The sequence below is a fragment of the Inquilinus limosus genome, from assembly GCF_051487185.1.
In the GTDB taxonomy this organism is placed as follows: domain Bacteria; phylum Pseudomonadota; class Alphaproteobacteria; order DSM-16000; family Inquilinaceae; genus Inquilinus; species Inquilinus limosus_F.
Genome location: NZ_JAHVDK010000054.1, coordinates 1 through 22,146 on the forward strand (window position 1 = coordinate 1; position 22,146 = coordinate 22,146).

Below are 22,146 nucleotides of genomic sequence, written 5' to 3' on the forward strand. Positions count from 1 at the left end.
CGGACGGTGATGCAGGAGGCGCTGTTCTACGGGTTCAACCTCGAGCGGCACGTCCCGGCCGATCACCTGCTCCGCTCGATCGACCGGTTCGTCGACCTGGCCGGCATCCGCGCGCATCTGCGGCCGTTCTACAGCGAGATCGGGCGACCCTCGGTCGATCCGGAGCTGATGATCCGGATGCTGCTGATCGGGGACTGCTTCGGCATCCGCTCGGAGCGCCGGCTGTGCGAGGAGGTGCATCTGAACCTCGCCTATCGCTGGTTCTGCCGGCTCGGCCTGGAGGGCGATGTTCCGGATCATTCGACCTTCTCGCAGAACCGCCACGGCCGCTTCCGCGACAGCGACCTGCTGCGCGAGCTGTTCGAGACGACGGTGCGGCGTTGCATCGAGGCCGGGCTGGTCGGCGGCAACGGCTTCGATCACCGACGCCAGCCTGATCCGGGCGGGTGCCAACAGGCAGCGCGCGGCCGAGAGATCTGAGGCGGTCGACTGGGAGGCGATGGCGGCGACCCGCCGCTCGGTCCGGGAGTATCTCGACACGCTGGACGAGGCGGCCTGGGGCGCCGCCAGCGAGGCCAAGCCCAGATTCGTCCCGCGGTCGGACCCGGCTGCAGTGGACGGGGGCGCTGAAGGGCGGAAATGTCAGGAATTCCGTTGGGGTGACCATCAGGCTGAAAGTCGGCGCGCTTCCCGTCCGCTTCGACGAGAACGGCACCCTCGGGGTCCTGCTGATCACCAGCCGCCGGTCGCGGCAATGGATCATCCCGAAGGGCAATCTGATGAAGCGCCTGGCCCCGCACCATGCCGCCGCGAGGCGTCGAGGAGGCCGGCGCGATCGGGGCGATCGAGGGCCGTTGCCGCGGCCACTTTCGGCATCGGAAGCGCAAGGCGCGGGGACGCCTCCACTGCCGGGTCGCCGTCTATGTCATGTCTGTGGAGAAACGGCTGGAGCGGTTTCCGGAGCGGGAGGAGCGCGCAGTCCGCTGGTTCACGGTGGACGACGCCCGAAGCGCCATCAGGAACCGGAGGCTGAGGGAGCTGATCGCCCGCGTCTCAGCGGACCTCATCTCCTCCGGTCACCCGCTGGCCGAGCGTTCCGTCTGCCGCATGCCGGCTCCCGACATCCATGCCGCGGCCCGAGAAAGCGAGAAAGCTCACGATCCGAAGGAACAGGGCCGCGGTTAACGATGCATCCTGCGGCCCAGGTACACGCCCACGCACAGCGCGGCAGCCATCGCCGACCAGGGACGACGCTGCATCAGTTCAGAAGCTTTCACGGCCGGGGATTGGGAGATGGCGCCGACGTCCTCCCGCAGCTTGGCGATGTCCCGCCGGAGCTGCGACAGCTTCGTCTCGAAGTTGGCGGCGTCGTCCGTGCCAGCCTTATCCTCGACGCCGATGCCGGGGTCGCCGCTCTCGTCCGGGGCGGATGCGGGGGACTTCATGCTGCCGTGAGTCTCGACCATGGTGCCACTCCTGACCGGCCCCTCTGATCTTCCGGGGCGGCCAATGATCAATGGGTTCGGCCGGCCCGGCCGGAGTGCCCGCTCTTCCTGCCCCGCGCCTTCCCACCGCCGGATGAGGACGCGTCGTCCGAAGGGTCCCAGGAAAGCGGGTGCGGGATGTCGTCATAGTCCGACCAAGGATCGCCGGGCTCGCCCTCGGCCGCCGAGATCTCGCCGCTGCGCTGCCGGCTCAGCTTCTTCTCGATGTCGTCTCGACCGCCGCCATCCTCGACGTCGCGGTCGCCGTGCAGGGCCTCGCCCTGGGTCACCCCGACATTGGCGACCGGGTCGGAGACGTAGAGCCAGTCGCGGCCGAACGGGGCCTGGGCACCCTCGTTCCAAGGACCGCGCTGGTCCTCGCCCTGCGACATGTTGAAGGCGGTCGCAACGTGTCGCGGATCGCCCTGCAGGATCCCCGGCGGATAGTTCGGCTGGATGGTCTCCAGCGCCGCCTCGAACTGCCGGAAATGCGTGATCTCGCGGGTCATCAGGAATTGCAGGGTCTCGCGCACATAGGGATCGTCAGTGAACTTCAGCAGGTATTCGTAGACGATCTTGGCGCGGGATTCGGCGGCGATGTTGGAGCGGAGATCGACCGTCAGGTCCCCATTGGCGTTGACATAGGCGCCACTCCAGGGGTTGCCCTGGCTGTCCTCCAGGAGCGGGCCGCCGCCGCTGAGGGTGACGAAGTGTGGCATCGCCAGCGCCTCGTGGATCAGCCCGTCGGTCACCGCGCTGCCGCCTTCGCGCAGGCTCGGCAGGCCGCTGACGTCGAGCGCGTTCTTCAGCTCGCCGTTCACGCCCTTCAACAGCATGGTGATGGTGGCGCCGACGATCTCCAGATGCGACAGCTCCTCGGTCGCGATGTCCATCAGCAGGTCGTACTTGTCGGGATAGGGTTTGCGCGCGGCATAGGCCTGGACGAAGTACTGCATCGCCGCCTTGAGCTCTCCGTTGCCGCCGCCGAACTGCTCCAGCAGCAGCCGGGCGAAGCGCGGATCGGGCCCGGAGACGCGGGCGTTGAACTGCAACTGCTTGATGTGGATGAACATGAAGCACCTTTTGGCAAGGGTGAGGTCCACCGGGGTCAGCGCTTGGCGGTGGCTCCCGCTTCCGAGCGGGCGAGATAATCCTGTGTGAGCATCGGCATCTGCTCCCACAGCCAGTCGCCCATATCCTCCTCTTCACGCTGGATGCGCTCGCAGGTCTCGGCGATGCCGGGCTCGCCGGCCTCGCGGGCCGCCGCCGCCAGCATGCGGTAACTCGCCGCCTCGAACTGCTCGAAGGAGTACCCGCCCAGGGCGTGCTTCAGCACCTCGTCCTCGCTCATCGCGTGGAACAGGCCCTGGACATTGGCGATGGTCTTCTGCGTCAGGTCTTTCAGGGTGGAGGCGTCAGAGCCCAGTTTGTTCAGGCACTCCTCGACTGCTTCGCGCTGACGGTGAGTTTCCTCGAGGTGCGCCTGAACCTTGGCGCGGGCTTCGGGATAGGTCTCCAGGCGGCTGGCCTGGGTTTCGAGAAGCGAGACTGCCTGGCTTTCCATCGCGTAGGCGTCGCGAAGCCAGTGAACGAGATGCTCGCGGGCGTCGGTCATGGCGGTGTCCTGTGATAGGGAATCGCTAGGGTGCCAATGGAGGCGGCGGGCGACACGTTCCGCCTCCGGATCGAGGCGCTTTCCCCGCGGCCACGTAGCGCTGAATTGTCGGTGTGACCCAGAAGACGGATATCTGTCCCGGTGGAGCCGAACGGCCCCTGCGCACGTTGCCCGGTTGAAGGGAGGCCGCCATGGGACCGTCGCCGCGAACAAGATGGGGCATCGCGCTAGGCTTCGCGCTGGGCGGCTTCTTCGATGGCATCCTGCTGCACCAGATCCTGCAGTGGCATCATTTGCTGAGCCTGGTCCCGGGCATCGGCGATCTGCGCATGCAGGTTCTGTGGGATGGGTACTTTCACGCGCTCATGTATGTGATCGCCGCCATCGCGCTTTGGGGTCTGTGGCGGGCACGTCGGTCGGATGAGCGCGGTGAGCGAGTTTACGGCGCCGTCTTGGCCGGCTTCGGTCTTTGGCACGTTGTCGATGCGCTACTGTCGCACTGGGTGGTCGGCATCCACCGCATCAAGGTCGACAGCGCCAGCCCGCTGGCCTGGGACCTCCTCTGGTTCGCCGTCTTCGGCCTGCTGCCGCTGGCGCTGGGGTGGTTCGTGCTGCGGCGCGGTGACGGCGGGCCGATGCGGCCCGCGGGCTTCGTGGTCGGCCTCCTGCTCCTTGCCGGATTGACCGGGGCCGCCGGCGCCTGGGCGCAGCGCCCGCCGTCGGGCCAGCCCTTCAACACCGTCGTATTCCGGCCCGGCCTGGAGCCGCAGCAGGTGCTCGATGCGCTCGCCGCCGCCGAGGCCCGGCTGGTCTGGTCCGACCCGGCTATGGGCGTTGTCGTGGTGGCGGTCGCGCCGTAGCAGCGATGGAGTTTCTACCGCCACGGCGCGCTACTGGTCGGCGACTCCGGCGTCCCGGCCGACTGCATCGGGTTGGGGCAGGGCCTAGCACCCGCTCCTCTGGCCTGAGCTCTCGATTTTCTCTTCCCCGACAGCTCGGCCGGCGGGAGGGCGTCGATATCATTGAAAAAGTCGGAGCGTCATCTCCGCGCGCAACAAAAGAGTCCGAAAACTGATGTGTGTCGCGCCAAAGATGCCGGATGACGACCCAGCCTGCAGCAAACTTGCTCGAATTTGCGCTCCAAGTAGTCGTTGGGGCCTTTTTCAACGATATCTGCCGATACCGGCCACCTCGCCCGGTTCTCCAACGCGGATGGCGGCGGCGTCCGCTGATCGCCAGGTTTCTCGCGGAAACATTGTCTGGTCAGGATGGGGTTGTCCTTCCTCCATCCATCCGGCCGGGGCCTGGCAGCGCAGATTCGACTTCAGTCGATCAGCGTCCGAATGTTGAGCTTCAAGCCAGCTTCGGTGATCGCGACTGCCAGTTCGCCGGAGGTGTAGGGCTTCGTCAGCAGGAGGGCCCCCGGCACGCCAAACTGCGTGCAGTCCTCCTGCCCGGCCTGCCCGCTGGTGTAGATGACCTGGATGTCGGGATGGATCCGCCGCACTTCGCGGGGCCAGGAGGCATGTTGATGTCGGTGAACAAGATCTCCAGCGTCTCCCGGGCCTGGGCCAGAGCGATCGCCTCCTCTCCGCTCTGCGCGGCCAGCGGAACCAGTCCGAGCTCCCGAGCAGCGGCCTCGGCGACCATCCTTGAGAAGGGCTCGTCTTCCACGACGAGGATGGCCGGCATACAGATGGTTCCCGAACAATTGCTCCCAAACGGACCGGCATTAGGCACGCTGGCACCTGTCACTCCGTCAGGCGATGCAGTGGCAGTGACATCAGGATAGACAGGCCGTCGGCGCCCCACTCACGCGAGATCTGTCCCTGCAACTGACCTTTGATCGTGCCGTCAACCAGCCAGGTGCCGAAACCTTCGCCGTTGGCCGCGCTTTCGGCCGGCGGCCCTCCACGTTCCACCCAACGCAGCGACAGCGTTGCATCCTCGACCGTCCAAGTGACGGCGATGCGGCCGGAGGCGACTGATAGAGCTCCATATTTCGTGGCGTTGGTCGCCAGCTCATGCAGCAGCAGCGCCAGGCTGGTCACCGCATGTCCGCCAATGGTCAATTCCGGCCCGTCGATGGTGGTTCGATCGCCGAGGCCGTACTCATAGGGCGAGAAGATGGTGTGGACCAGAGCCCGCAGGGTGGTCGACGTCGCCGCCTGCTCCTGCTTCAGATCCGGCAGGGTCAGCTCATGGGCGCGGGCCAGGGCGCCGAGCCGCTTCCGCACCTGCTCCGCCAGCTCCTCCGGCGAGTGCGCGGTGCGGGTGCTCAGGGTGATGACGGCGCCGGCCAGGGCGAACAGATTCTTGATCCGGTGGCTCATTTCCCGCAGCAGCAGGACTTGGCGCTCCTGGGCCTGCTTCCGCTCGGTGATGTCGCGGGCGATCTTCGAGGCGCCGACGATCTCGCCCTTCCGGTTCCGGACCGGAGAGATCGTCAGGGAGATGTCGATCAGGCTGCCATCCTTGCGACGGCGAATGGTCTCGAAATGCTCGACCCGCTCGCCGCGGCGGATCTGGGCCAGGATCTTCGGCTCCTCGTGCTGCCGGTCCTCCGGGATGATGATCGTGATCGGCTTGCCGATCACCTCCTCGGCAGCATAGCCGAACAGGCGCTCGGCCCCCTGATTCCAGCTGGTGATGACGCCGTTCAGGTCCTTGGCCACGATCGCGTCGTCGGAGGATTCCACGATCGCCGCGAGCCGCTGCGCCGCCTGTTCGCCGCGGGCACGCTCCTCGGCCTCGGCCAACGCTTGCTGCTCAGCGCGGTGCCGCTCCGTGATGTCGACCAGCATGTTTACGGCGCCGACCAGGTGGCCGGAGGCGTCGAACAGCGGCGTCGGATAGGGGATGAACGGGACCCGCGAGCCGTCGGGCCGCTCGGCCACCGCCTCCATGCCCCGGATCGCCGTCCCCTGCTTCAGCGCCAGCGCCATTGGGCATTGGTCGTGCGGCAGCGGGGTGCCATCCGGCCGGTACAGCTTCCAGGAGCCGCAAAACTCGCTCTTGCCCAGCTCCGGGCGGCAGCCCCACAGCTCGGCCGCGGCCTCGTTGTAGAAGGTGATGCGCCCCTCGGCGTCGGTCGTGTAGATGGCGGCCGGAAGCGCTTGGAGAAGGTCATGCGCCAGCCCCTGCTCGACAGGGACGGCCGGCCGCAGTGGCAACGATATTACGGGTGACGCAGCCCTGGTGAGGTGATCCATCGCGTAACCCTCCTATGTGACGCTTGCCCGCGCCGAAGCCGAGGGCCGAGAGGAGTCGCCGCAGCCAGCCATCTCCCATTCTGAATTTAGTTCACCATAACGCGCCCTTCAACAACGCACGAGGCGGCCTCCGACGCCAAAAATCATGTCGAAGACGATAATTTCTTCATCGCTTCAATAAGATTTGCTCCAAAATTAGCATCTGAGGTTATTCGCGTCAGACCTCCGACATCACCTGACACGCGGCGACTCGTTGGTTTAATGAGGCTCCGAGCATTATTCTTTCATTGGCACGTGAAGATCTTCATAGCTATCCATGGATTCGGGGTGGCGGCCCCACTTCAAGTTGAGTCCATTCCTACGCATCTGCTGAAGGCGGCGGATGGAAGCCACGGCTGGGCCGGCGGATCGCTTAAATGACGGGCTCTCCGGCAGCCACAGGTCACCCTGCCCCATCAGTTCCGCGTGATACCGTTGCTATAAGGATTTCGGCGAGCCGTTGCTATAAGGATTTCGGCGAGCCGGCCCGCCTCACCTTCCGCCGCCGACCCTGCGATGATGCAGCAATGCTGTTCGCGATGATGCTGAGCATCCCAGCGTCGATGACATCCCCAATGGAAGCAATGAATTTGCCGGCGAAGTCATGCACTTGATGCCAGTTGGCCGGGTTAACCATCGGTTCTGATTCACATCCTTCTAGCTGCGGTGGCTGAACAATGTGATTCATCGCCCGGCTCAAGTGAAAGTCGGCGCTCGGGCTCGGCGGCTTTGACACGGAATGCCCGCTCGGTGATCGGCATGCCGAGATCGGTCATCCGATTGAGTGCCGGGTTACGGTTATTGCTTCGACCTGCTGTGCGGACAGAGTCCGCCCGCGGAGGCGATCACCAAATGCGCTTCAACCGCGAGAGCGTGGCTTCCACGAGGAGGAGCTGCCTTGAGGCGAGATTTGTGGTAATAATCTTCTCAGTTTTTCGCATACGATGTGCGTTTGTTATCAGGCCGCGCCGGGAGGGGTGCCATGGCCGAAGCTGCAGAGGTTCTCTTATTTTCCATCTTTGGTAAGGCAGAGGCTCCAAGCGATCGCACACTAACCCAGCGCATGTCCGAGCTCTTCCGTGCCCAAGTCGCGCGTTCCGGTTCTAGCAGTGCCAGTGAAGAGCAGCCTCCTCCGGTCAAGCGGCTAAACGAGAAGGCAAATGATCTCGCGCGAGAAATCGAGCGGGAGATGCTCGCCATGATGCCTCCAGATCCATTCCTCTCGGTACAGGCGGAAATCCGCTTCCGCTCGGGCAGCCTTGTCATGCTCGGGACGCTAGCCATCCTGAGTTGGAGCGGCTCGATCGTCCTCGATGCCGTTCGCGCTCAGCTCACCGAGGTTGTTAAGATCGCGGTGCAGCGAGTGGTTAGTGCGGCCATCGCGGCGGTAGCCCCCGCGCTGCCACCCATGCAGTGCAGTGTGTCCAGTCGCAGTGCCGCGGCCGAGCCGACGCCCGCCGCACCGAGTTGGCGTGAAACTAGGCGGCCTGGCTGGCGGGATCTCGTCTTGGTGCTGCTCGCCGTCGCCGTCGTGGTGCTGCTGCTTGACCGCTTCGTCGTGATCACGCTTCGCGAGCCGGCGCCGCAGACTACCGCAGCAATCACAAAGTGATTGCGAAATAGTATCAGAGAAGGAGATGACCCAGACTTCGGGAGTGCTGCCCAGCTCCGGCTCCTGACCACAGCTGTCGTGTGAGCGAAGACCGCCTAATCCGCCCGCGAGAGGACCGCTTTCGGGCGCGGATGCATTGGCGGAAGTGTCCGCTCTGAGGAGCCCAGGAGGCCTGCGAACGTCCGTAATGGGGACGATCCAGACAGCGACCCTCTACTCGGTTGACAGCAGCTTGGCGGTGAAATTCCCCGTCCACAGGCTGGAATGCCGTCGGTAGATCCGAGCCGCACTGCAGCTCTTCCAGCGCCCGGGCTCCGTCGCCTTCTCCATCGGGATCCCCAGCAGGTCCGCCGCCGTCATCATCCCGGCACGAAGGGCGTGCGCGGAGAATTCCCCCGCGTCGGCGCCGGTGCGGGCGATCGCGCGCTTCACCAGTCGGGCGATCGTTGCCGGGTCGACCGGTAGCAGCCGGCCGTGGGCGCCGGCCACCAAGTGGCCGCCGCGGTCGAGGCGGCAGAACAAGGCCCCGGGCGCATCGCCGCGGGCCCCGAGCCAGCGGGCGCAACGCGGTGAGGGCGCAGAGCGGCGAGCCGGGCACGGCCTCGATGCCGATCTCGGCGCCGTGGCGTTCCTGGTCGGCCTTGGAGCGGCCGACGAACAAGCCCCCCTCGGCGGAGAAAGACAGGTCGCGAAGATCGAAGGCGGCGAGCTCGGACCGCCAGAACCCGCCGGCATAGCCAATCATCAGCAGCGCCATGTCCCGCAGGGCCCGACGCCCCTCCCCTCCCCCGCTGCCGAGGCCGGCGAGATCCGGATGCGCACTCGGGGTCAGCACCAGGGAGGCGGCGCGCAGGTTCGGCTCGAGTAGCGCCGCATTGCGCACCGGACGGGCGCCCATGGTGCGGCGCAGGCCCTTGAGGAAGGCCTCGAACTCGGCGTCGTCGAGCGCGAGCGGCCGCTTGAGCCGCTTGCGGAACGCCACGATTCCGGCCCGACGCAGCAGGATGGTGTTGAGCGATCGCTTTTCCGAGAGGGCGGTCAGGTGCATGACCAGCCAGCGCTCGTCGGCCGCGGCCGCCGGGTCCTCGCCGGTCGGGTCGAGGCCAAATCCGAGGCACCATTCGCTCCAGGCGCGCCAGGCCTTGCCGTAAGCGATGCGCGTGTTCTAGGAGAGGGAGGCTTCGACCAGCTGGTCGGCCTTCTTCGCCAGCGCCTTGATCTCGGCGATCTTCGCCTCGCTCAGGGCCGCCGGCCCCGCCGGCGGCGTCCACGGCACGGCCGGAGCCATCGCCTCGGGCATGGCAGCGTCCTCGACCAGGTCGGTCATGGCCGCAGCAGCGTGCGCAACTGGTCCAGCGCGGCCGCCTCCGCGTCCCGGATTCGCGCGACGGCGTCGGTGATCGCCGCCGGTGTCCCCTCCGCCAGCGCCCGGCCGAGCCCGTCATCGTCGGCATGATCGCGCAGTAAGCGCTCGGGGCGGCCGCAATGCTGGCGCATGGTCACTGCCCGCCGCCGGCGAGCACGGCGCAGCCGAGCGGGGCGCGGTCGCGTCCGGTGACCACCAGCTGGTGCCGGACGCCGGGCCGCGGCGCCAGGCGCCCGGCCGCGATCGCCTGACGCTGCGGCCGGCCGCGGGTGGTGCGGCCGTCCTCGCGGTCGATCCGTGCGTCGGGATGAGCGATGCCGAGCTGCAGGACCGCGGGGCGGCCCGCAGCGGGTCTCGCTGCCAGCAGCATCAGGTCCTGGTGCTGCATCGTCCCCCTCCGGATTGTCCGTCGCCGCGGCGCCGTCCACGCCGACCCGGATGCGATTCTACCCGGTCGGCGTCGCGCATTGGCTCCCTGGCCGGGACCGGATGAGTTCGATCTCGCCGCCGCCAAGAAGATCCGCAAGCTCGCCAAACTCATACCGATGCTGGAGCCGAGACCGGCCTGAGAGACCTCGGCTTACCGGCGGCACTGATCGCCATCACATCAGCGCTCTCTCGGCAGCCGACTTCGGTAGAATCGGTGAGAAGTGACCTTTGGGATGGGGGGCGCCTACTTCCGCTCCCGAAAGTAACTGTAGCAAGCGGGCGTTCGCCTACTCAGCGGCTCGCCCGACCGTCTGGTTCGCGATCTCGCTTGCGTCCAGGGAATGCAACAGCCAGTTCCCGCCCTGAAGGCCTAAGGAGTGGTTCTCGCCCCCCTGAACCAGGCAGACCGTGATGTCGCGCAGCAGCCGCTCGACGACATGGTCCCGCGACAGCCCGTTGGCGCCGAAGATCTGGATCGCCTCCATCGCCACGTCGAAGGCGGTCTGGGTCGCCGTCGTCTTGGCGGTGATGGAGGCGAGAAGATGCGGGCCTTCCTCCGAGAAATTGTAGGCCACTCCCCGACGCACGGAGGCGCGGCAGATCTCGAGCTTCCGCCACATCTCCCAGAGCCGCCATCTCACATGCTGATGGGCAATCAGCTTCGCCCCGCCCTGTTCGCGCGACCGGGCGTATCGGAGGGCGCAGTCGAACGCCGCCTTGGCGACGCCGGTGGCGATGGCGGCGACGTTCATGGCGCCGGAGGTGTGCGTGGCGGCGAACGAGGCATAGAACTCGTCCCGGCCCCGGACGATATAGCGGGCCGGGACCCGGACATCGCTGAACCGGACGTGCCCGGTCGGCAACGCGCGCTGGCCGATCTTCTCGACCGGGGGACCGCGCTCGACCCCCGGCAGGTCGAACGGGACCAAGAGAGCGATGCCGGACACTCCGCCGTCTGGCCTCGTGATCCCGGTGCCGTAATCCGCGGGGCAATGGACCAGGGCGCATTCCGCGATCGGCGCGCAGGAGATCCAGTCGGACGACACCCCGTTCAGGACCACCTCCGACCCGCGCACCACCGCGCGCAGGCTGCCCTCCGACTGCCGGGCGCCCTTCGCCAGCTCGAACCCGGCATGGTCGATGGCGTCGGAGCCTCTGTCCGCCAGGATCGCGATCCAGCAGCCCCGCAGCGGACTGAACCGTTCGACCAGCTCCGGGTCACCGGTCGCTGCGGCCGTTGCCGCCGGCATCCTCGAGGTGAAGGCCGCGACGGCGAGCCCGGCATCACCATAAGCCAGCTCCTCGAACACGAGCGGCAGCATGCGCTTAAGGCGATGCGGCCCGAGTTTCGCCAGCCAGGCCGGGTTGATGCCGAGATCGTCGAAGCGCGCCAGGTACTCCCAGAGAGGCGATCCCTGAGCGACCACATCCACCGCCGCCATCGGGTCCAGCCTGGCGGCGGTGGGACGCATCACATCGAGCGCGAAGCTCCTGATCTTCCGCTGAAGATCACGCTCCTCATCCGTCAGGTCGGCGTCCAGCCCGCCAAATCCCAGGTGAGGGACCGCCACATTCTGAAACTTCTGCATTCCGCGTCCCTCTTGTCACGCGCATCGCAACGACCAAGCCATTACCAGCGGATCAGGGCCGCGCCCCAGGTCAGGCCGCCCCCCATCGCCTCGATCAGGACCAGGTCGCCCTCCCGGATCCGGCCGTCGGAGACGGCAGCGTCCAGGGCCAGGGGGATCGAGGCGGCGGCGGTGTTGGCGTGCCGGTCGACCGTGAGCACGATCTTCTCGTCCGGCAGCTCCAGCCTGCGCGCCGTGGCCTCGATGATCCGCCGGTTGGCCTGGTGCGGCACCAGCCAGTCGATGTCCGCGGCGGTCAGCCCGTTCGCCGCCAGGGCTTCCTCCGCCACCTCCGCCAGATTGGCCACGGCGTGCTTGAACACCTCGCGCCCGTCCATCCGGACATGCCCCACCGTGCGGGTCGAGGACGGGCCGCCGTCGACATAAAGCTTGTCCTCATGGCGTCCGTCGGAGTGGAGATGCGTCGACAGGATGCCGCGGCCCTGCGCGCCGGCATCGGAGAGGCCGGCCTGCAGGACGACGGCGCCGGCGCCATCGCCGAACAGCACGCAGGTGCCCCGGTCCGACCAGTCGAGGAGGCGCGAGAACGTCTCGGCGCCGATCACCAGGGCCGTCCGCACCTGGCCCTGGCGGATCATGGCGTCCGCGATCGACAGCGCATAGACGAAGCCGGAGCACACCGCCTGCACGTCGAAGGCGGCGCCCCCGGTCATGCCCAACGCCGCCTGTACGCGCACCGCCGTGGCCGGGAAGGTCCGGTCCGGCGTGGTCGTCGCCAGGATGAGCAGGTCGAGCTCCGCTGCGGCGATCCCGGCCCGGCCCAGGGCGGCGCGGGCCGCCGCCACGGCGAGGTCCGACGTCGTCTCGCCCTCCGCGGCGATCCGGCGCTCCCGGATGCCCGATCGCTGCACGATCCATTCATCCGAGGTGTCGACCAGCTGCGCCAGATCGGCATTCGTCATGCGGCGGTGGGGCAGGGCCGAGCCACAGCCGATCACGCGGGCGCGGCGCACCAGGGCGGGCCCGGCCTCGGTGTCCGGGGAAATGCCGGCGGCCTGCGCCGGGGCGCCTGGCCCGTCGGCGCGGCCGCGGACCAGGGTGTCGAGCTCGTCCATCATCACCGTCCCGTCACTCGGCCACCAGGGGCATGGGCTGGGCGGTCGGCCTCGCCGCCGCTCCGAGGAAGCCGGCCACGGCCTCGACCGCGGGCGATCGCATGATCGAGAAGTGATCGCAGTCGAAGCCCAGGATCCGCAGCGGTCCGTTGGAGAGCGCCTGCAGCGGGCGGACCGCCGCCTCGGAGCTCGCGGCATTCTCGGCGCGGAGGGCGAGCGCGTAGGAGAGGGGCGCCCGGACGGGCCGCGGCCGGTGTCCGGCCAGCGCGGCGGCGTTCGCGGCATGGATCCGGAACACGCGCTCCACCGTGGCGGGGTCGGCGATGGCGCGAAGCCGGCCCAGGCCGTGCTGCTCGTCGAAGACCGCCAGGAACTCCGGATGGGCGACCATCAGTGCCAGGGTGCCGTCATCCTCGACCCTGCCCACGGCATCAAGCAGGCGGCGGACCCGGCGGGCATAGACGCCGTCCGGCAGGGGGCTGTCGATGGCCACCAGCCCGGCGATATGCGCGCCTTCCTCCTCCCACTGGGCGGTCATCTCCTGGGCGACGGCCCCGCCGAAGGACCAGCCGCCAATGATGTCGGGGACCCTGCCGGCCATGTCGAGGAGGGCCCGGCGATACAGTGCCGCCAATTCGCGGTGAGAGCGGTGCCGGACGTCGTCCGCCTCGGCCTCCGGGTGCCGGACGCCGACGATCCGGGCGTCGCCGGGCCATGCCGCGGCCAGATCGCCGTAGCACAGCACGTCGCCCCCGACCGGATGGATCAGCACCACCAGCGGGCCCGCGCCGTCCCGGAGCGTGAGCACGTGGCCGGAGGGATCCGTCGACCGGGCCGACGGCATCGGCATGACCGCGGCCTCCGCCGGCGCTGACGCCGCCTGGTTCGGGGCCGGCCCGTCCTCCGAATAAAAGGCGGCGATGCTTCGCAGCGAGGCGCCGGCGGCGAACCAGGCCAGCGGGACGGCCTTCCCGAAGGCCTGCTGCAGGCGGGCCCGGATCGCGGTCAGCGCCAGCGAGTCGAGGCCGAGCGCGACCAGCGCGGCATCAGCATCCGCGTCGACCGCGTCGCCGACCACGGGGCGGACGATGTCGATCACCGAGGCGAGCACGTCGGCGGCCGACGTGTCTGCCGAGGCGGCAGCCGCAGTCTCGTCCGACCCCTCGCCGTGAGCTATGGCGACCGGCGCCGGCTGCAGACGATCGGCGTGCGGCCGCGGCCCGACGGCCGGCAGCTCGATGTGCTTCAGGTCGAAGGCGTAGGTCGGCGCCTCGGCAGGCGGCGGCGGGGCGCCGTAGAGGCGCGCCCAGTCCGGGGAATGGCCGGCACAATACAGGCGGGCGCAGGCATGGGCCAGGCCGTCGGGCTCCGGATCCTCGTCGCCGCCCGGGCCGTCGCAGAGCGAGGAGATCGCCCGCGTCCAGTCGCCGGACGCCGCCTTCGCCAGGTTGGACAGGGCCTTCCCGGGCCCGACCTCGAGGAAGGCGACGCCGTCCGCGGCGATGGCGTCGAGCGCCGCCCGGAACCGCACCGGCCGCTCGACCATGTCGACCCAGTGGTCGACCGTGGCGATCTCGGCCCCGGCGCGTCGCCCGGTGACGGTCGAGATCAGCTCGATCTCGGGCGCCTGCAGCCGGATCGGCGCCAGGGCGTCGCGGAACGGCGCCAGGATCGGCGCCAGCAGCGGCGAATGGCCGGGGGTGTCGTAGGTCGGGACCCGCGACACCCGGATGCCTTGATCCGCCAGCGCCCGCTCGGCCTCGGCGACGGCCGCGGCCGTGCCGCTGAGCACCGTCTGCTCCGGCCCGTTGATCGCGGCGATGAACAGCTCCGTGCCGAGCGGGAACACCGTCTCGAGCCATTCGGCGCCGGCGGCCACGGCCAGCATCGCGCCGTGCGGCCGCAGCGTCTCGAACAACCGGCCGCGGACCTCCACGGCCTTGAGGCCGTCATCGAGCGACATGACGCCGGCGATGACCGCCGCCGCGTGCTCGCCCAGGGAATGCCCGATCACAATGTCGGGGCTGACGCCGAGCCTGATCCAGGTGCGGGCCAGAGAGTGCAGCACCACGAAATGCGCGAGCTGGCCGGGATCGTGCCTGGCGCGGCGGGGATCGCGATCGAGGATGGCCCGCTGCACCTCGGTGGCCACATCCGGAGCCAGGCGCGCGAGGCAATCGTCGACGGCCGACCGGAAGATCGGGTTGTCGCGGTAGAGGCCTCCGCCCACGCCGGGCCGCCAGCCGCCCTGGCCGGGAAACAGGAACACCAGCCGGCCCTTCGGCGCCGCCGTGCCGGCATGCCACCGGCCGGACGGCACGCCGGCCGCATGCTCGCGCAGAGCCGCCGCCATCTCCTCGCGCGTGGCGCCGACCAGCGCCAGGCGGCGGTCCCAATGCTCGCGCCGGACGCTCGCGGTGTAGCAGAGCTCGCGCAGCCCCGGTCCAGACGGCCCCAGCGGCTCCTGATAGGCGGCCGCGAGCCTGCCCAGGGCCGCCTGCGACCGTGCCGAGAGCGTCAGGACCCGCATCCGGTCCGGCTGCTGCGCCGGCCTGGCCGGCGGCGCCGGCGCCATCACGGCATGGGCGTTGGTGCCGCTGATGCCGAAGGAGCTCACCGCGACCAGCCCGCCCTCGGCCGGCAGGTCGCGGCCGGTCCGCGGCACCTCCATCCCGGCCCCGTCCCAGCGGAACCGCGGATTGGGGGTGTCGAACCCGGCCTGGGCCGGCGCATGCCGGTGGCGCAGCACCAGGATCGCCTTGATCAGCCCGGCGATGCCGGCGGCGCCTTCAAGATGGCCGATCTGGGATTTCAGCCCGCCCAGCAGCAGCGGCGAGCGCCGCGGCACATCGCGGGTGTAGGCGTTCCGCAGGGCCGAGAGCTCGATCGGGTCGCCGAGCGGCGTGCCGGTGCCGTGGGCCTCGACATAGGCGACGTCCTCCGGGCAGGCGCCGGCCTGGGCCAGCGCCTGCCGAATCACGGCCTCCTGCGCCGCTCCGTTCGGGGCCGTGAGGCCGTTGCTGGCGCCGTCGTTGTTCACGGCGGAACCCACGAGCAGCGCCTCGATCCGGTCCTTATCGGCCATCGCATCGCCGGCCCGCTTCAGCACGACGACGGCGCCGCCCTCGCCGCGGATGTAGCCGTCGGCCCGGGCGTCGAAGGTGCGGCAGGTGTCGGTCCGCGACATCGCCTGCAGCCGCGCGAAGCCGATCGTCTCCTCGGGCCCGAGGATCAGGTTGACGCCGCCGGCGATCGCCAGGTCGCAGTCGCCGCAGCGCAGGCTCTGCGCCGCCAGATGCACCGCCGTGAGCGAGGAGGAGCAGGTCGAGTCCAGAAAGATCGCCGGGCCCTGCAGCCCGAGCGTGAAGGCGACGCGGCCGACGCCGACCGCGCGGTTGGCCCCGAGCTTGCCCCAGGCGGTGATGCGGTGCGGGTCGCCGGAGGCGATGGTCCGGCGCGCATAGTCGACGTCGCCGGCCGTCAGGAACAGGCCGACGCGCCGCCCCCGCAGGCTCGACGGCACGATCCCGGCATGCTCCAGCGCGCCCCAGCACAGCTGCAACATCCAGCGCTGCTGCGGGTCCATCTCCAGCGCCTCGGCCAGGGAGATGCGGAAGAACTCCGGGTCGAAGGCGTAGGGATCGCCGACATAGCCGGCCCGCCGCGAGTAGGTCGTCCCGGAACGGTCGGGGTCGGGCGAATGCCAGGCGTCGATGTCGAAGCGGTCCGGCGGGGTCTCGCGAATGGCGACCCTCCCCGATCTGATGAATTCCCAGAACGCGGCCGGCGTGTCGTTGTCGCCCGGAAGCCGGAACGCCATGCCGATGATCGCGACGGGGTCGACCGGAGCGCCGCGTGCCGGCTGGGTGTCCATCGGCCTTGCCTCCAATTCAGCCTGCACCTTGGGCCCGCTACCAGTTGGCCGAGTCCGCGATCGGCTGCGCCGGCACGGACGGCTTGGCTCCGGCCGGGGCGCCGGGGGCCCGGAGCGCGGCCAGGTGGCGCGACAGGACTTCGATCGTGGTGCAGGTCCACAGCAGGGTCTGGTCGAGCTCGAGCCCCAACTCGGTCTCGAGGAAATGGATCAGCTCGACGGCGCAGACGGAATCGAAGCCGGCCTCGGCGAAGGTCTGGCCGGCCGAGGGGATCTGCAACCCGCGGCCTGCCGCCCACCGCGTGATCAATGCGGGAATGGTGCTCGCCGCTTGTGCCGGCACGGCAGCGTCGGCGGCGTCTGCCGGCCTCACGACGATCGGCGCGGCCTTCACCGACCGGCCCTGGATCGCCCGATCCAACTCGCCGCGCTGATAGAGGTCGCGGCACAGCACGCGCTGGATCTTGCCGGCCGACGTCTTCGGCACGGTCTCGGGCTTGGTCAGCACGACATCCGCCACCGCCAGCTCGTGCTCCAGGAAGACGGCGTCGCGGATCCGGGCGACCAGCTCGTTACGATCGGCCGTCGCCAGCCAGGACCGCTCGATCTCCTGGACCACGACGATCGCCTCGCCGTCCTCGCGGTCGATCGAGAACACCGCCCCGCCCGCGGGCTTAAGGGCGTCGTGCGACCGCTGCACGGTGGCCTCGATGTCCTGCGGATAGATGTTGCGGCCGCGGACGATCATGACCTCCTTGATCCGGCCGGTGATGTAGAGCTCGTCGTCGATGACGATGCCGAGGTCCCCGGTCCGCAGGAACGGCCCTTGCCCGTCCGCCAGGCGCGCGCCGAAGGTCTTGGCCGAGACCTCGGGGCGGCGCCAGTAGCCGCTCGCGACACAGGGGCCCGACACCCAGACCTCTCCGATCACGCCCTCGGCGCAGGGCTGGCGGCTGTCGGGGTCGACGATCGAGACCTGCTGCGGCGCCCGGACCTTGCCCGAGCTGACGATCGGGCGCGATCCCGGACCAGAGGCCGGGACGATCCGCCCGGCATCCACGGCGCCCGCATCCACCGACAGCATCCGGGCTGGCCGGCCGAGATCGCCGACCGACACCATCAGCGTCGCCTCCGCCAGGCCGTAGACCGGCCGGAACGTCTCCGCGCGGAAGCCATGGTCGCGATACGCCTCGACGAAGCCGGCGATGGTGGAAGCGCGGATCGGCTCGGCGGCGTTGACGGCGGATCTCCAGCTCGACAGGTCGAGGCCGTCCCGCTTCTCCGGCGGGATCCGGCGGACGCAGAGCTCATAGGCGAAGTTCGGCGCCATGCTGATCGTGGCCCTGTAGCGGCTGATGGTCTCGAGCCACCGCCGGGGATTCTGGATCAGCGACACCGGCGCCAGCAGCACGCACAGCGCCCCGTCCAGCAGCGACTGCAGGATGTTCCCGATCAGCCCGAGGTCGTGATAGGGCGGCAGCCAGCACACAACGACGGCGTCGAAGTCGAAGCCGCAATGGGGACCGATCACCGCCGCGTTGGCGATCAGGTTGCCGAAGGTCACGACCGTGCCCTTTGGGATGCCGGTCGACCCAGAGGTGTATTGCAGGAAGGCCGGGGTGTCGGCCGACGGCCTCTGCCAGCCGATGCCGGAGGGGTCCGCATCGAGGTCGCCCGGCGAGAGCATCGGCAGCGACGACAGCTCCGGGCTGTCGGCGAACCAGCCGGTGAGCTTCGGGATCGACGCCTCCTCCGTCAGGATGCAGGCGGCCTCGGAGTCCCGCACGATGGCGATCAGGCGATCCCAGGTGGACCGTCCCGGCTTGGCCAGATGGCAGGGCAGCGCCACCACCCCCGCGCGCAGGCAGGCCATGAACGCCACGACGAAGCCCGCGCCGGGCTCGAACAGCATCAGTGCCCGCTGCCCGACCAAGCCGCGCTCGATCAACCCGGCGGCGCACCGGTCCACCTGCGCCTGCAGCTCGCCATAGCTCATCCGGAGCTTCTCGGCGCCATCGGTGCCGACGACGACCAGCGCATCCTTAGCCGGATGGGTCGCGGCTCTTCGGGCCAGAATATCCGAGAACCAGCGATCGTCGGCATTCGCCAGCGGGTCCGTCGCCATCAGGGTCTCCTTGCGCGCCCGAAGGGTCGCGGCCTCAGGGGCCTGCACCCGAGAAGGGGCGGGCCGTGGTCCGTCTCGTGGGTGGGATGATCCGCCCCGCGTGCAGCCGGGCGGTCCTCAGCGGCTCATTCCAGCCTGCCCCCGTCTCCTGCGCGGGCGGCGTGGACCAGCACCGCCATGTTTCCGGGGAGGTGCTGGTTCCGCAGCATCTTGGCATGCGCCGCCGGCAGCTGGTCCCAGGCGAACAGCTCCGACAGGCAGGGATCGATGCGGCCGGCCATGACCAGCCGGTTGGCTTCGGCCGCCTGTTTCAGATTGGCGAAATGGCTGCCCTGGATCCGCTTCTGCCGCATCCACACGTAGCGGGCATCGAAGGTCAGGTCATAGCCGCTGGTGGCCGCGCAGAACACCACCATGCCGCCGCGCTTCACCAGGAAGCTCGACACCGCGAAGGTGTCCCGCCCCGGATGCTCGAAGACGATGTCGACCTCGCCGCCGGGCCCGGCCGCCTGGCGCACGGCCCGTCCGAACGCCTTGACCCTGTCCAGATAAGCCGCGTAGTCGGGCGACCCGATCGGCGGGGGCGCTCCCCAGCAGTCGAACCGGGTCCGGTCGATGGTGGCCGCCGCGCCGAGCTTGCGGGCATGGGCGGCCTTCGCCTCGCCGGAGACCACGGCGATCGGCCTGGCCCCGACAATCGAGGCGAGTTGGATCGCCATCGAGCCGAGGCCGCCCGCCGCGCCCCAGATCAGGACGGTCTTGCCGGGGCCGAGAACATGCGGCGCGTGCCCGAACAGCATCCGGTAGGCGGTGGCCAGCACCAGCGTGTAGCAGGCGCTCGCCTCCCAGGTCAGGTGCCTGGGCTTCGGCAGAAGCTGCGCCGTCTGGACCCGGGTGAACTGCGCGAAGGCACCGTAGGACGTCTCGTAGCCCCAGATCTTCTGGGTCGGCGAGAGCATCGGGTCCCCGCCGTTGCACTCCTCGTCGTCGCCGGCAATCTGGCAGCAATGGGCCACGACCTCGTCGCCGACGCGCCAGTTGCGGACATTCGATCCGACCGCCCAGACGATCCCGGACGCATCCGAGCCGGCGATGTGGAACGGATGGTCGTGGAAATCCAGTGGCGACACCGGATGGCCGAGCGCCGCCCACACGCCGTTGTAGTTGACGCCCGCGGCCATCACGAGGACGAGGACCTCGTCCGGACCGATCTCCGGAACGTCGACGATCTCCCGCTGAAAGGCGGTCGTGGGATCGCCATGGGTTTCTCGCCGGATCGTCCAGGCATGCATCCGCTCCGGGACGGCTCCCAGTGGAATCGGCTGGCCGAGATCGAACGAAATTGGATTGTTCAGTGGACGCGTATCTGTGCCGTCCTCGATCTGGATCAGGGTCATCGAACCCCTCATGCAGTCAATGATCTGACCAACCCAACACCCTGCGTTGCCGCCCTTCGTGGCAGGTCGCATAATAATTAGGCGATATTCTTCGTCGCTCTACTCTAACGACTTTACGCCTGTCAGAATAGTTTCGGCATGGAAGATGTGCCATCCGAGACGGAACTTGGCAAGCTAAAAATGAACAGATTCTAGGAAGCTAATCTGATTCAGTTTTCTTCAATTATTGATTCAATTTAGTCAAATCATCCAATTTCGAGGTGACATTGAAGTATATTTTATGAATTTGTTGCACCCGGATTTCCTGATCCACCGTCAGTCGGCGTTCAAATCCGGCCCATCTGTTCAGCCAGCGAGGCCAAGGGCGTTCTGGCCGCCGATCCGCAGCCTGCCGGCGATCGGCTGCAATCCTCGGCTTCACAGAACCTGCACGCGCAAATGGGATTCTACAGGCACCGAATTTTTACTTAAATGAAACAAAAATCCCGCCAACGGAAAGCTTCGCGTTTCGCCAAGTTGTGTGAATTTGGTCATATTCTGGGTTGACGGTCATGCTGAGGGACTGTATCGTTCCGGGTAATGCAAATAACAATAATTAAATATATTGCCATGCGAGAAGTCGAGGCTGCCGATCCAGAACAATTATGGGAAACATCCCGAACCTATAGCTCTCTTCTTCGCCTGATCGGCGTCCTCCCTATCTTCTGACGGGCAATAACCTGGGGATGGAGATGCTCAAGCAACGAGCGTGACGTCGTTGCATGCCTCCAATGTTGTGCAATATCCATCGCCGAGGATACAATGGATACAATCCTCATAACTGGGGCAACAGGATTTATCGGCAGCGCCGTAGCGGCCGCCCTATTGGCGCGCGGCAACTCCATCGTCTCGATATCCCGCAATGATCCCGACGGCAGCAGAACCCGGAACTCCATACTTGATGCCGCCGATGGCATCGAGGTGGACGTTGGACCGCAATCCCTGCGGCGCCTGACGGTCGTCGATGCGGGGAGTGCGGACCTGGCCGTTGCTCTCGATCACGCGGATCTAAACGCAGTCAATCTCGCTTGGCACTGCGCCGCAGAGATGTCCTTCTGGAACATGAATCTGCCGCAGTCCTTTCAAACCAACGTGTGCGGCACCACCGCCCTGTATCGCAAGATAGCGGATCGAGCGCCCAACTGCAGGCGCTTCTACTACGTTTCGACAGCATACACGACGGGGATGGGCGGCGGCGATGTGAGGGAGGAGCTGCACGTCAGCAGCCCATGCATCAACGCCTATCAGACGACGAAATGGTGTGCGGAGCATGGGCTGCACCATCTGCACCGTGATTCTCGCGTGCCGGTCACCATCTTCCGCCCGACCATCGTTGTGGGGCACTCCCGAACCGGCTGGACACGCCGGAACAGCTTCGGCCTCTACGGCTATGTGGAGGCCGTCCAGCTGGCGGGCGACGCGGGCGCCGGCGAAGTCCGGTTGAACATCGCCGAGCATGGCCGCCCGGACATCATCCCGGTCGATAGGGTGATCGATGATGCGGTCGGACTCCTGTCACGGGGCGATCAGGGATCCGATCTCGAGGTCCTGCATTGTTCCGGCGGCCGCAATCTCACGATGCGGCAGGTGGCTTCGATTGCCAGCGAAGTCATCGGCGTGCAGATCAGCTTTGGGGCGCCCGAAACCCAGCTCGACAGAAGGGCCCATCAGGTCGTCAAGTGGACGCTCCCCTTTGCCAACGAGGACTGGACGTTTCATCGCTCTCGGATGGATGCGGCCCTCGGTCGCGAGACCAGCCCCGTCATGCTCAGCGCGTCTCAATGGCGTCATCTCGTTGCCTGGTACTGCGGGATGTCGGTGAAAGAGGCCGCTCGCGTGATCGCTTAACGTCTTGTGCCAAAGGTTCGTATAGGTGCAGGCGCTCGCAATCATGAGAGGTCATGCTCGCAAACAGAGCGCCGACGATTGCAAGCAGCTATACGTATAATCGAGGGCCGATGCGCCGGCGGCGCGATCCGGGAAAGCATCGGTATGCGTCAGGCTACATCGCGCACGACGCTGGGCGCGACCGGCTGCGGGCCGCCTCCCGACGCGAGCCAGTGCTGGTATGTCGTCCAGATGCCCTCGGGCAGGCCAATTTTTGGAGCCCAGCCGAGCGACGCCATCTTGCTGACGTCGAGGAGCTTCCGAGGTGTGCCGTCGGGTCGGCTGGTGTCGAAGCTGAAGCTCCCCCGGTATCCGACGACCGCGGCAATCAGGACGGCCAGATCGGCGATCGCGATATCGGAC

18 protein-coding genes and 2 pseudogenes are annotated in these 22,146 nt (G+C 67.9%); 5 read left to right on the forward strand and 15 right to left on the reverse strand.

Going from position 1 to position 22,146, the window contains the following annotated elements; translation table 11 throughout:
• Window positions 1-9 precede the first annotated feature (9 nt).
• Together KXR53_RS34580 and KXR53_RS34585 are read left to right on the forward strand one after the other, a co-directional pair.
• Window positions 10-632: pseudogene (locus KXR53_RS34580) on the forward strand (transposase); the annotation flags it as partial.
• 169 nt (window positions 633-801) lie between these two features.
• The gene (locus KXR53_RS34585) at window positions 802-1,185 is read left to right on the forward strand and encodes a hypothetical protein (RefSeq protein WP_437380186.1); all 384 of its coding nucleotides are present in this window, start codon (window positions 802-804) and stop codon (window positions 1,183-1,185) included.
• On the opposite strand, the gene KXR53_RS34590 is transcribed toward KXR53_RS34585, so the two are convergent.
• The 3 genes from KXR53_RS34590 to KXR53_RS34600 are packed head-to-tail and all read right to left on the reverse strand — an operon-like array spanning window position 1,182 to window position 3,099.
• On the reverse strand, window positions 1,182-1,466 hold the full coding sequence (locus KXR53_RS34590) for a hypothetical protein (RefSeq protein WP_437380187.1): 285 nt from the start codon (window positions 1,464-1,466) through the stop codon (window positions 1,182-1,184). The genes KXR53_RS34585 and KXR53_RS34590 overlap by 4 nt on opposite strands.
• A gap of 47 nt (window positions 1,467-1,513) precedes the next feature.
• Window positions 1,514-2,557: a manganese catalase family protein gene (locus KXR53_RS34595; RefSeq protein ID WP_437380170.1), complete on the reverse strand. Its 1,044-nt coding sequence runs from the start codon at window positions 2,555-2,557 to the stop codon at window positions 1,514-1,516.
• A gap of 35 nt (window positions 2,558-2,592) precedes the next feature.
• Complete coding sequence (locus KXR53_RS34600) at window positions 2,593-3,099, reverse strand: ferritin-like domain-containing protein (protein ID WP_437380171.1); 507 nt, start codon at window positions 3,097-3,099, stop codon at window positions 2,593-2,595.
• 191 nt (window positions 3,100-3,290) lie between these two features.
• On the opposite strand from KXR53_RS34600, the gene KXR53_RS34605 reads away from it, so the two are divergent.
• The gene (locus KXR53_RS34605; RefSeq protein WP_437380172.1) at window positions 3,291-3,959 is read left to right on the forward strand and encodes a DUF2243 domain-containing protein; all 669 of its coding nucleotides are present in this window, start codon (window positions 3,291-3,293) and stop codon (window positions 3,957-3,959) included.
• Window positions 3,960-4,423: 464 nt separating this feature from the next.
• Here KXR53_RS34605 and KXR53_RS34610 read toward each other — a convergent pair whose 3' ends face one another.
• Window positions 4,424-4,606 carry a hypothetical protein gene (locus tag KXR53_RS34610; protein ID WP_437380173.1) on the reverse strand — a complete coding sequence of 61 codons (183 nt, stop codon included), beginning with the start codon at window positions 4,604-4,606 and terminating at the stop codon, window positions 4,424-4,426.
• Between the two features lie 244 nt (window positions 4,607-4,850).
• Window positions 4,851-6,311 (reverse strand): PAS domain S-box protein, encoded by a 1,461-nt coding sequence (locus KXR53_RS34615; protein WP_437380174.1) that lies wholly within the window; start codon window positions 6,309-6,311, stop codon window positions 4,851-4,853.
• A gap of 1,021 nt (window positions 6,312-7,332) precedes the next feature.
• On the opposite strand from KXR53_RS34615, the gene KXR53_RS34620 reads away from it, so the two are divergent.
• Window positions 7,333-7,962, forward strand: a complete 630-nt coding sequence (locus KXR53_RS34620) for a hypothetical protein (protein ID WP_437380175.1) — start codon at window positions 7,333-7,335, stop codon at window positions 7,960-7,962.
• Window positions 7,963-8,175: 213 nt separating this feature from the next.
• Here the strand turns inward: KXR53_RS34620 and KXR53_RS34625 are convergent, their stop codons facing one another.
• The 9 genes from KXR53_RS34625 to ccrA all read right to left on the reverse strand — a co-directional run bounded on the left by KXR53_RS34625 (window position 8,176) and on the right by ccrA (window position 19,857).
• Entirely contained in the window at window positions 8,176-8,451 is a 276-nt protein-coding gene (locus tag KXR53_RS34625; protein WP_437380176.1) for a hypothetical protein, read from the reverse strand.
• Between the two features lie 676 nt (window positions 8,452-9,127).
• Window positions 9,128-9,289, reverse strand: coding sequence for a hypothetical protein (locus KXR53_RS34630; RefSeq protein WP_437380177.1), 162 nt, complete (start codon window positions 9,287-9,289; stop codon window positions 9,128-9,130).
• A complete protein-coding gene (locus KXR53_RS34635) occupies window positions 9,286-9,465 on the reverse strand; it encodes a hypothetical protein (protein WP_437380178.1) in 180 nt (59 codons plus the stop codon). The genes KXR53_RS34630 and KXR53_RS34635 overlap by 4 nt, the downstream gene beginning before the upstream one ends.
• On the reverse strand, window positions 9,462-9,716 hold the full coding sequence (locus KXR53_RS34640) for a hypothetical protein (RefSeq protein ID WP_437380179.1): 255 nt from the start codon (window positions 9,714-9,716) through the stop codon (window positions 9,462-9,464). Before KXR53_RS34640 ends, KXR53_RS34635 begins: the two co-directional genes overlap by 4 nt.
• A gap of 328 nt (window positions 9,717-10,044) precedes the next feature.
• Window positions 10,045-11,346, reverse strand: coding sequence for an acyl-CoA dehydrogenase family protein (locus tag KXR53_RS34645; RefSeq protein ID WP_437380180.1), 1,302 nt, complete (start codon window positions 11,344-11,346; stop codon window positions 10,045-10,047).
• A 41-nt stretch (window positions 11,347-11,387) separates the two neighbouring features.
• Window positions 11,388-12,362: a beta-ketoacyl-ACP synthase III gene (locus KXR53_RS34650; protein WP_437380185.1), complete on the reverse strand. Its 975-nt coding sequence runs from the start codon at window positions 12,360-12,362 to the stop codon at window positions 11,388-11,390.
• Between the two features lie 112 nt (window positions 12,363-12,474).
• Window positions 12,475-16,335, reverse strand: coding sequence for a type I polyketide synthase (locus KXR53_RS34655; RefSeq protein ID WP_437380181.1), 3,861 nt, complete (start codon window positions 16,333-16,335; stop codon window positions 12,475-12,477).
• A 37-nt stretch (window positions 16,336-16,372) separates the two neighbouring features.
• Window positions 16,373-18,460: an AMP-binding protein gene (locus KXR53_RS34660; protein ID WP_437380182.1), complete on the reverse strand. Its 2,088-nt coding sequence runs from the start codon at window positions 18,458-18,460 to the stop codon at window positions 16,373-16,375.
• A gap of 125 nt (window positions 18,461-18,585) precedes the next feature.
• Complete coding sequence (gene ccrA, locus KXR53_RS34665) at window positions 18,586-19,857, reverse strand: crotonyl-CoA carboxylase/reductase (protein ID WP_437380183.1); 1,272 nt, start codon at window positions 19,855-19,857, stop codon at window positions 18,586-18,588.
• A gap of 801 nt (window positions 19,858-20,658) precedes the next feature.
• Here ccrA and KXR53_RS34670 point away from each other — a divergent pair.
• A complete protein-coding gene (locus KXR53_RS34670) occupies window positions 20,659-21,744 on the forward strand; it encodes an SDR family oxidoreductase (protein ID WP_437380184.1) in 1,086 nt (361 codons plus the stop codon).
• A gap of 149 nt (window positions 21,745-21,893) precedes the next feature.
• Here the strand turns inward: KXR53_RS34670 and KXR53_RS34675 are convergent.
• A pseudogene (locus tag KXR53_RS34675) lies at window positions 21,894-22,146 on the reverse strand (GDP-L-fucose synthase); the annotation flags it as partial.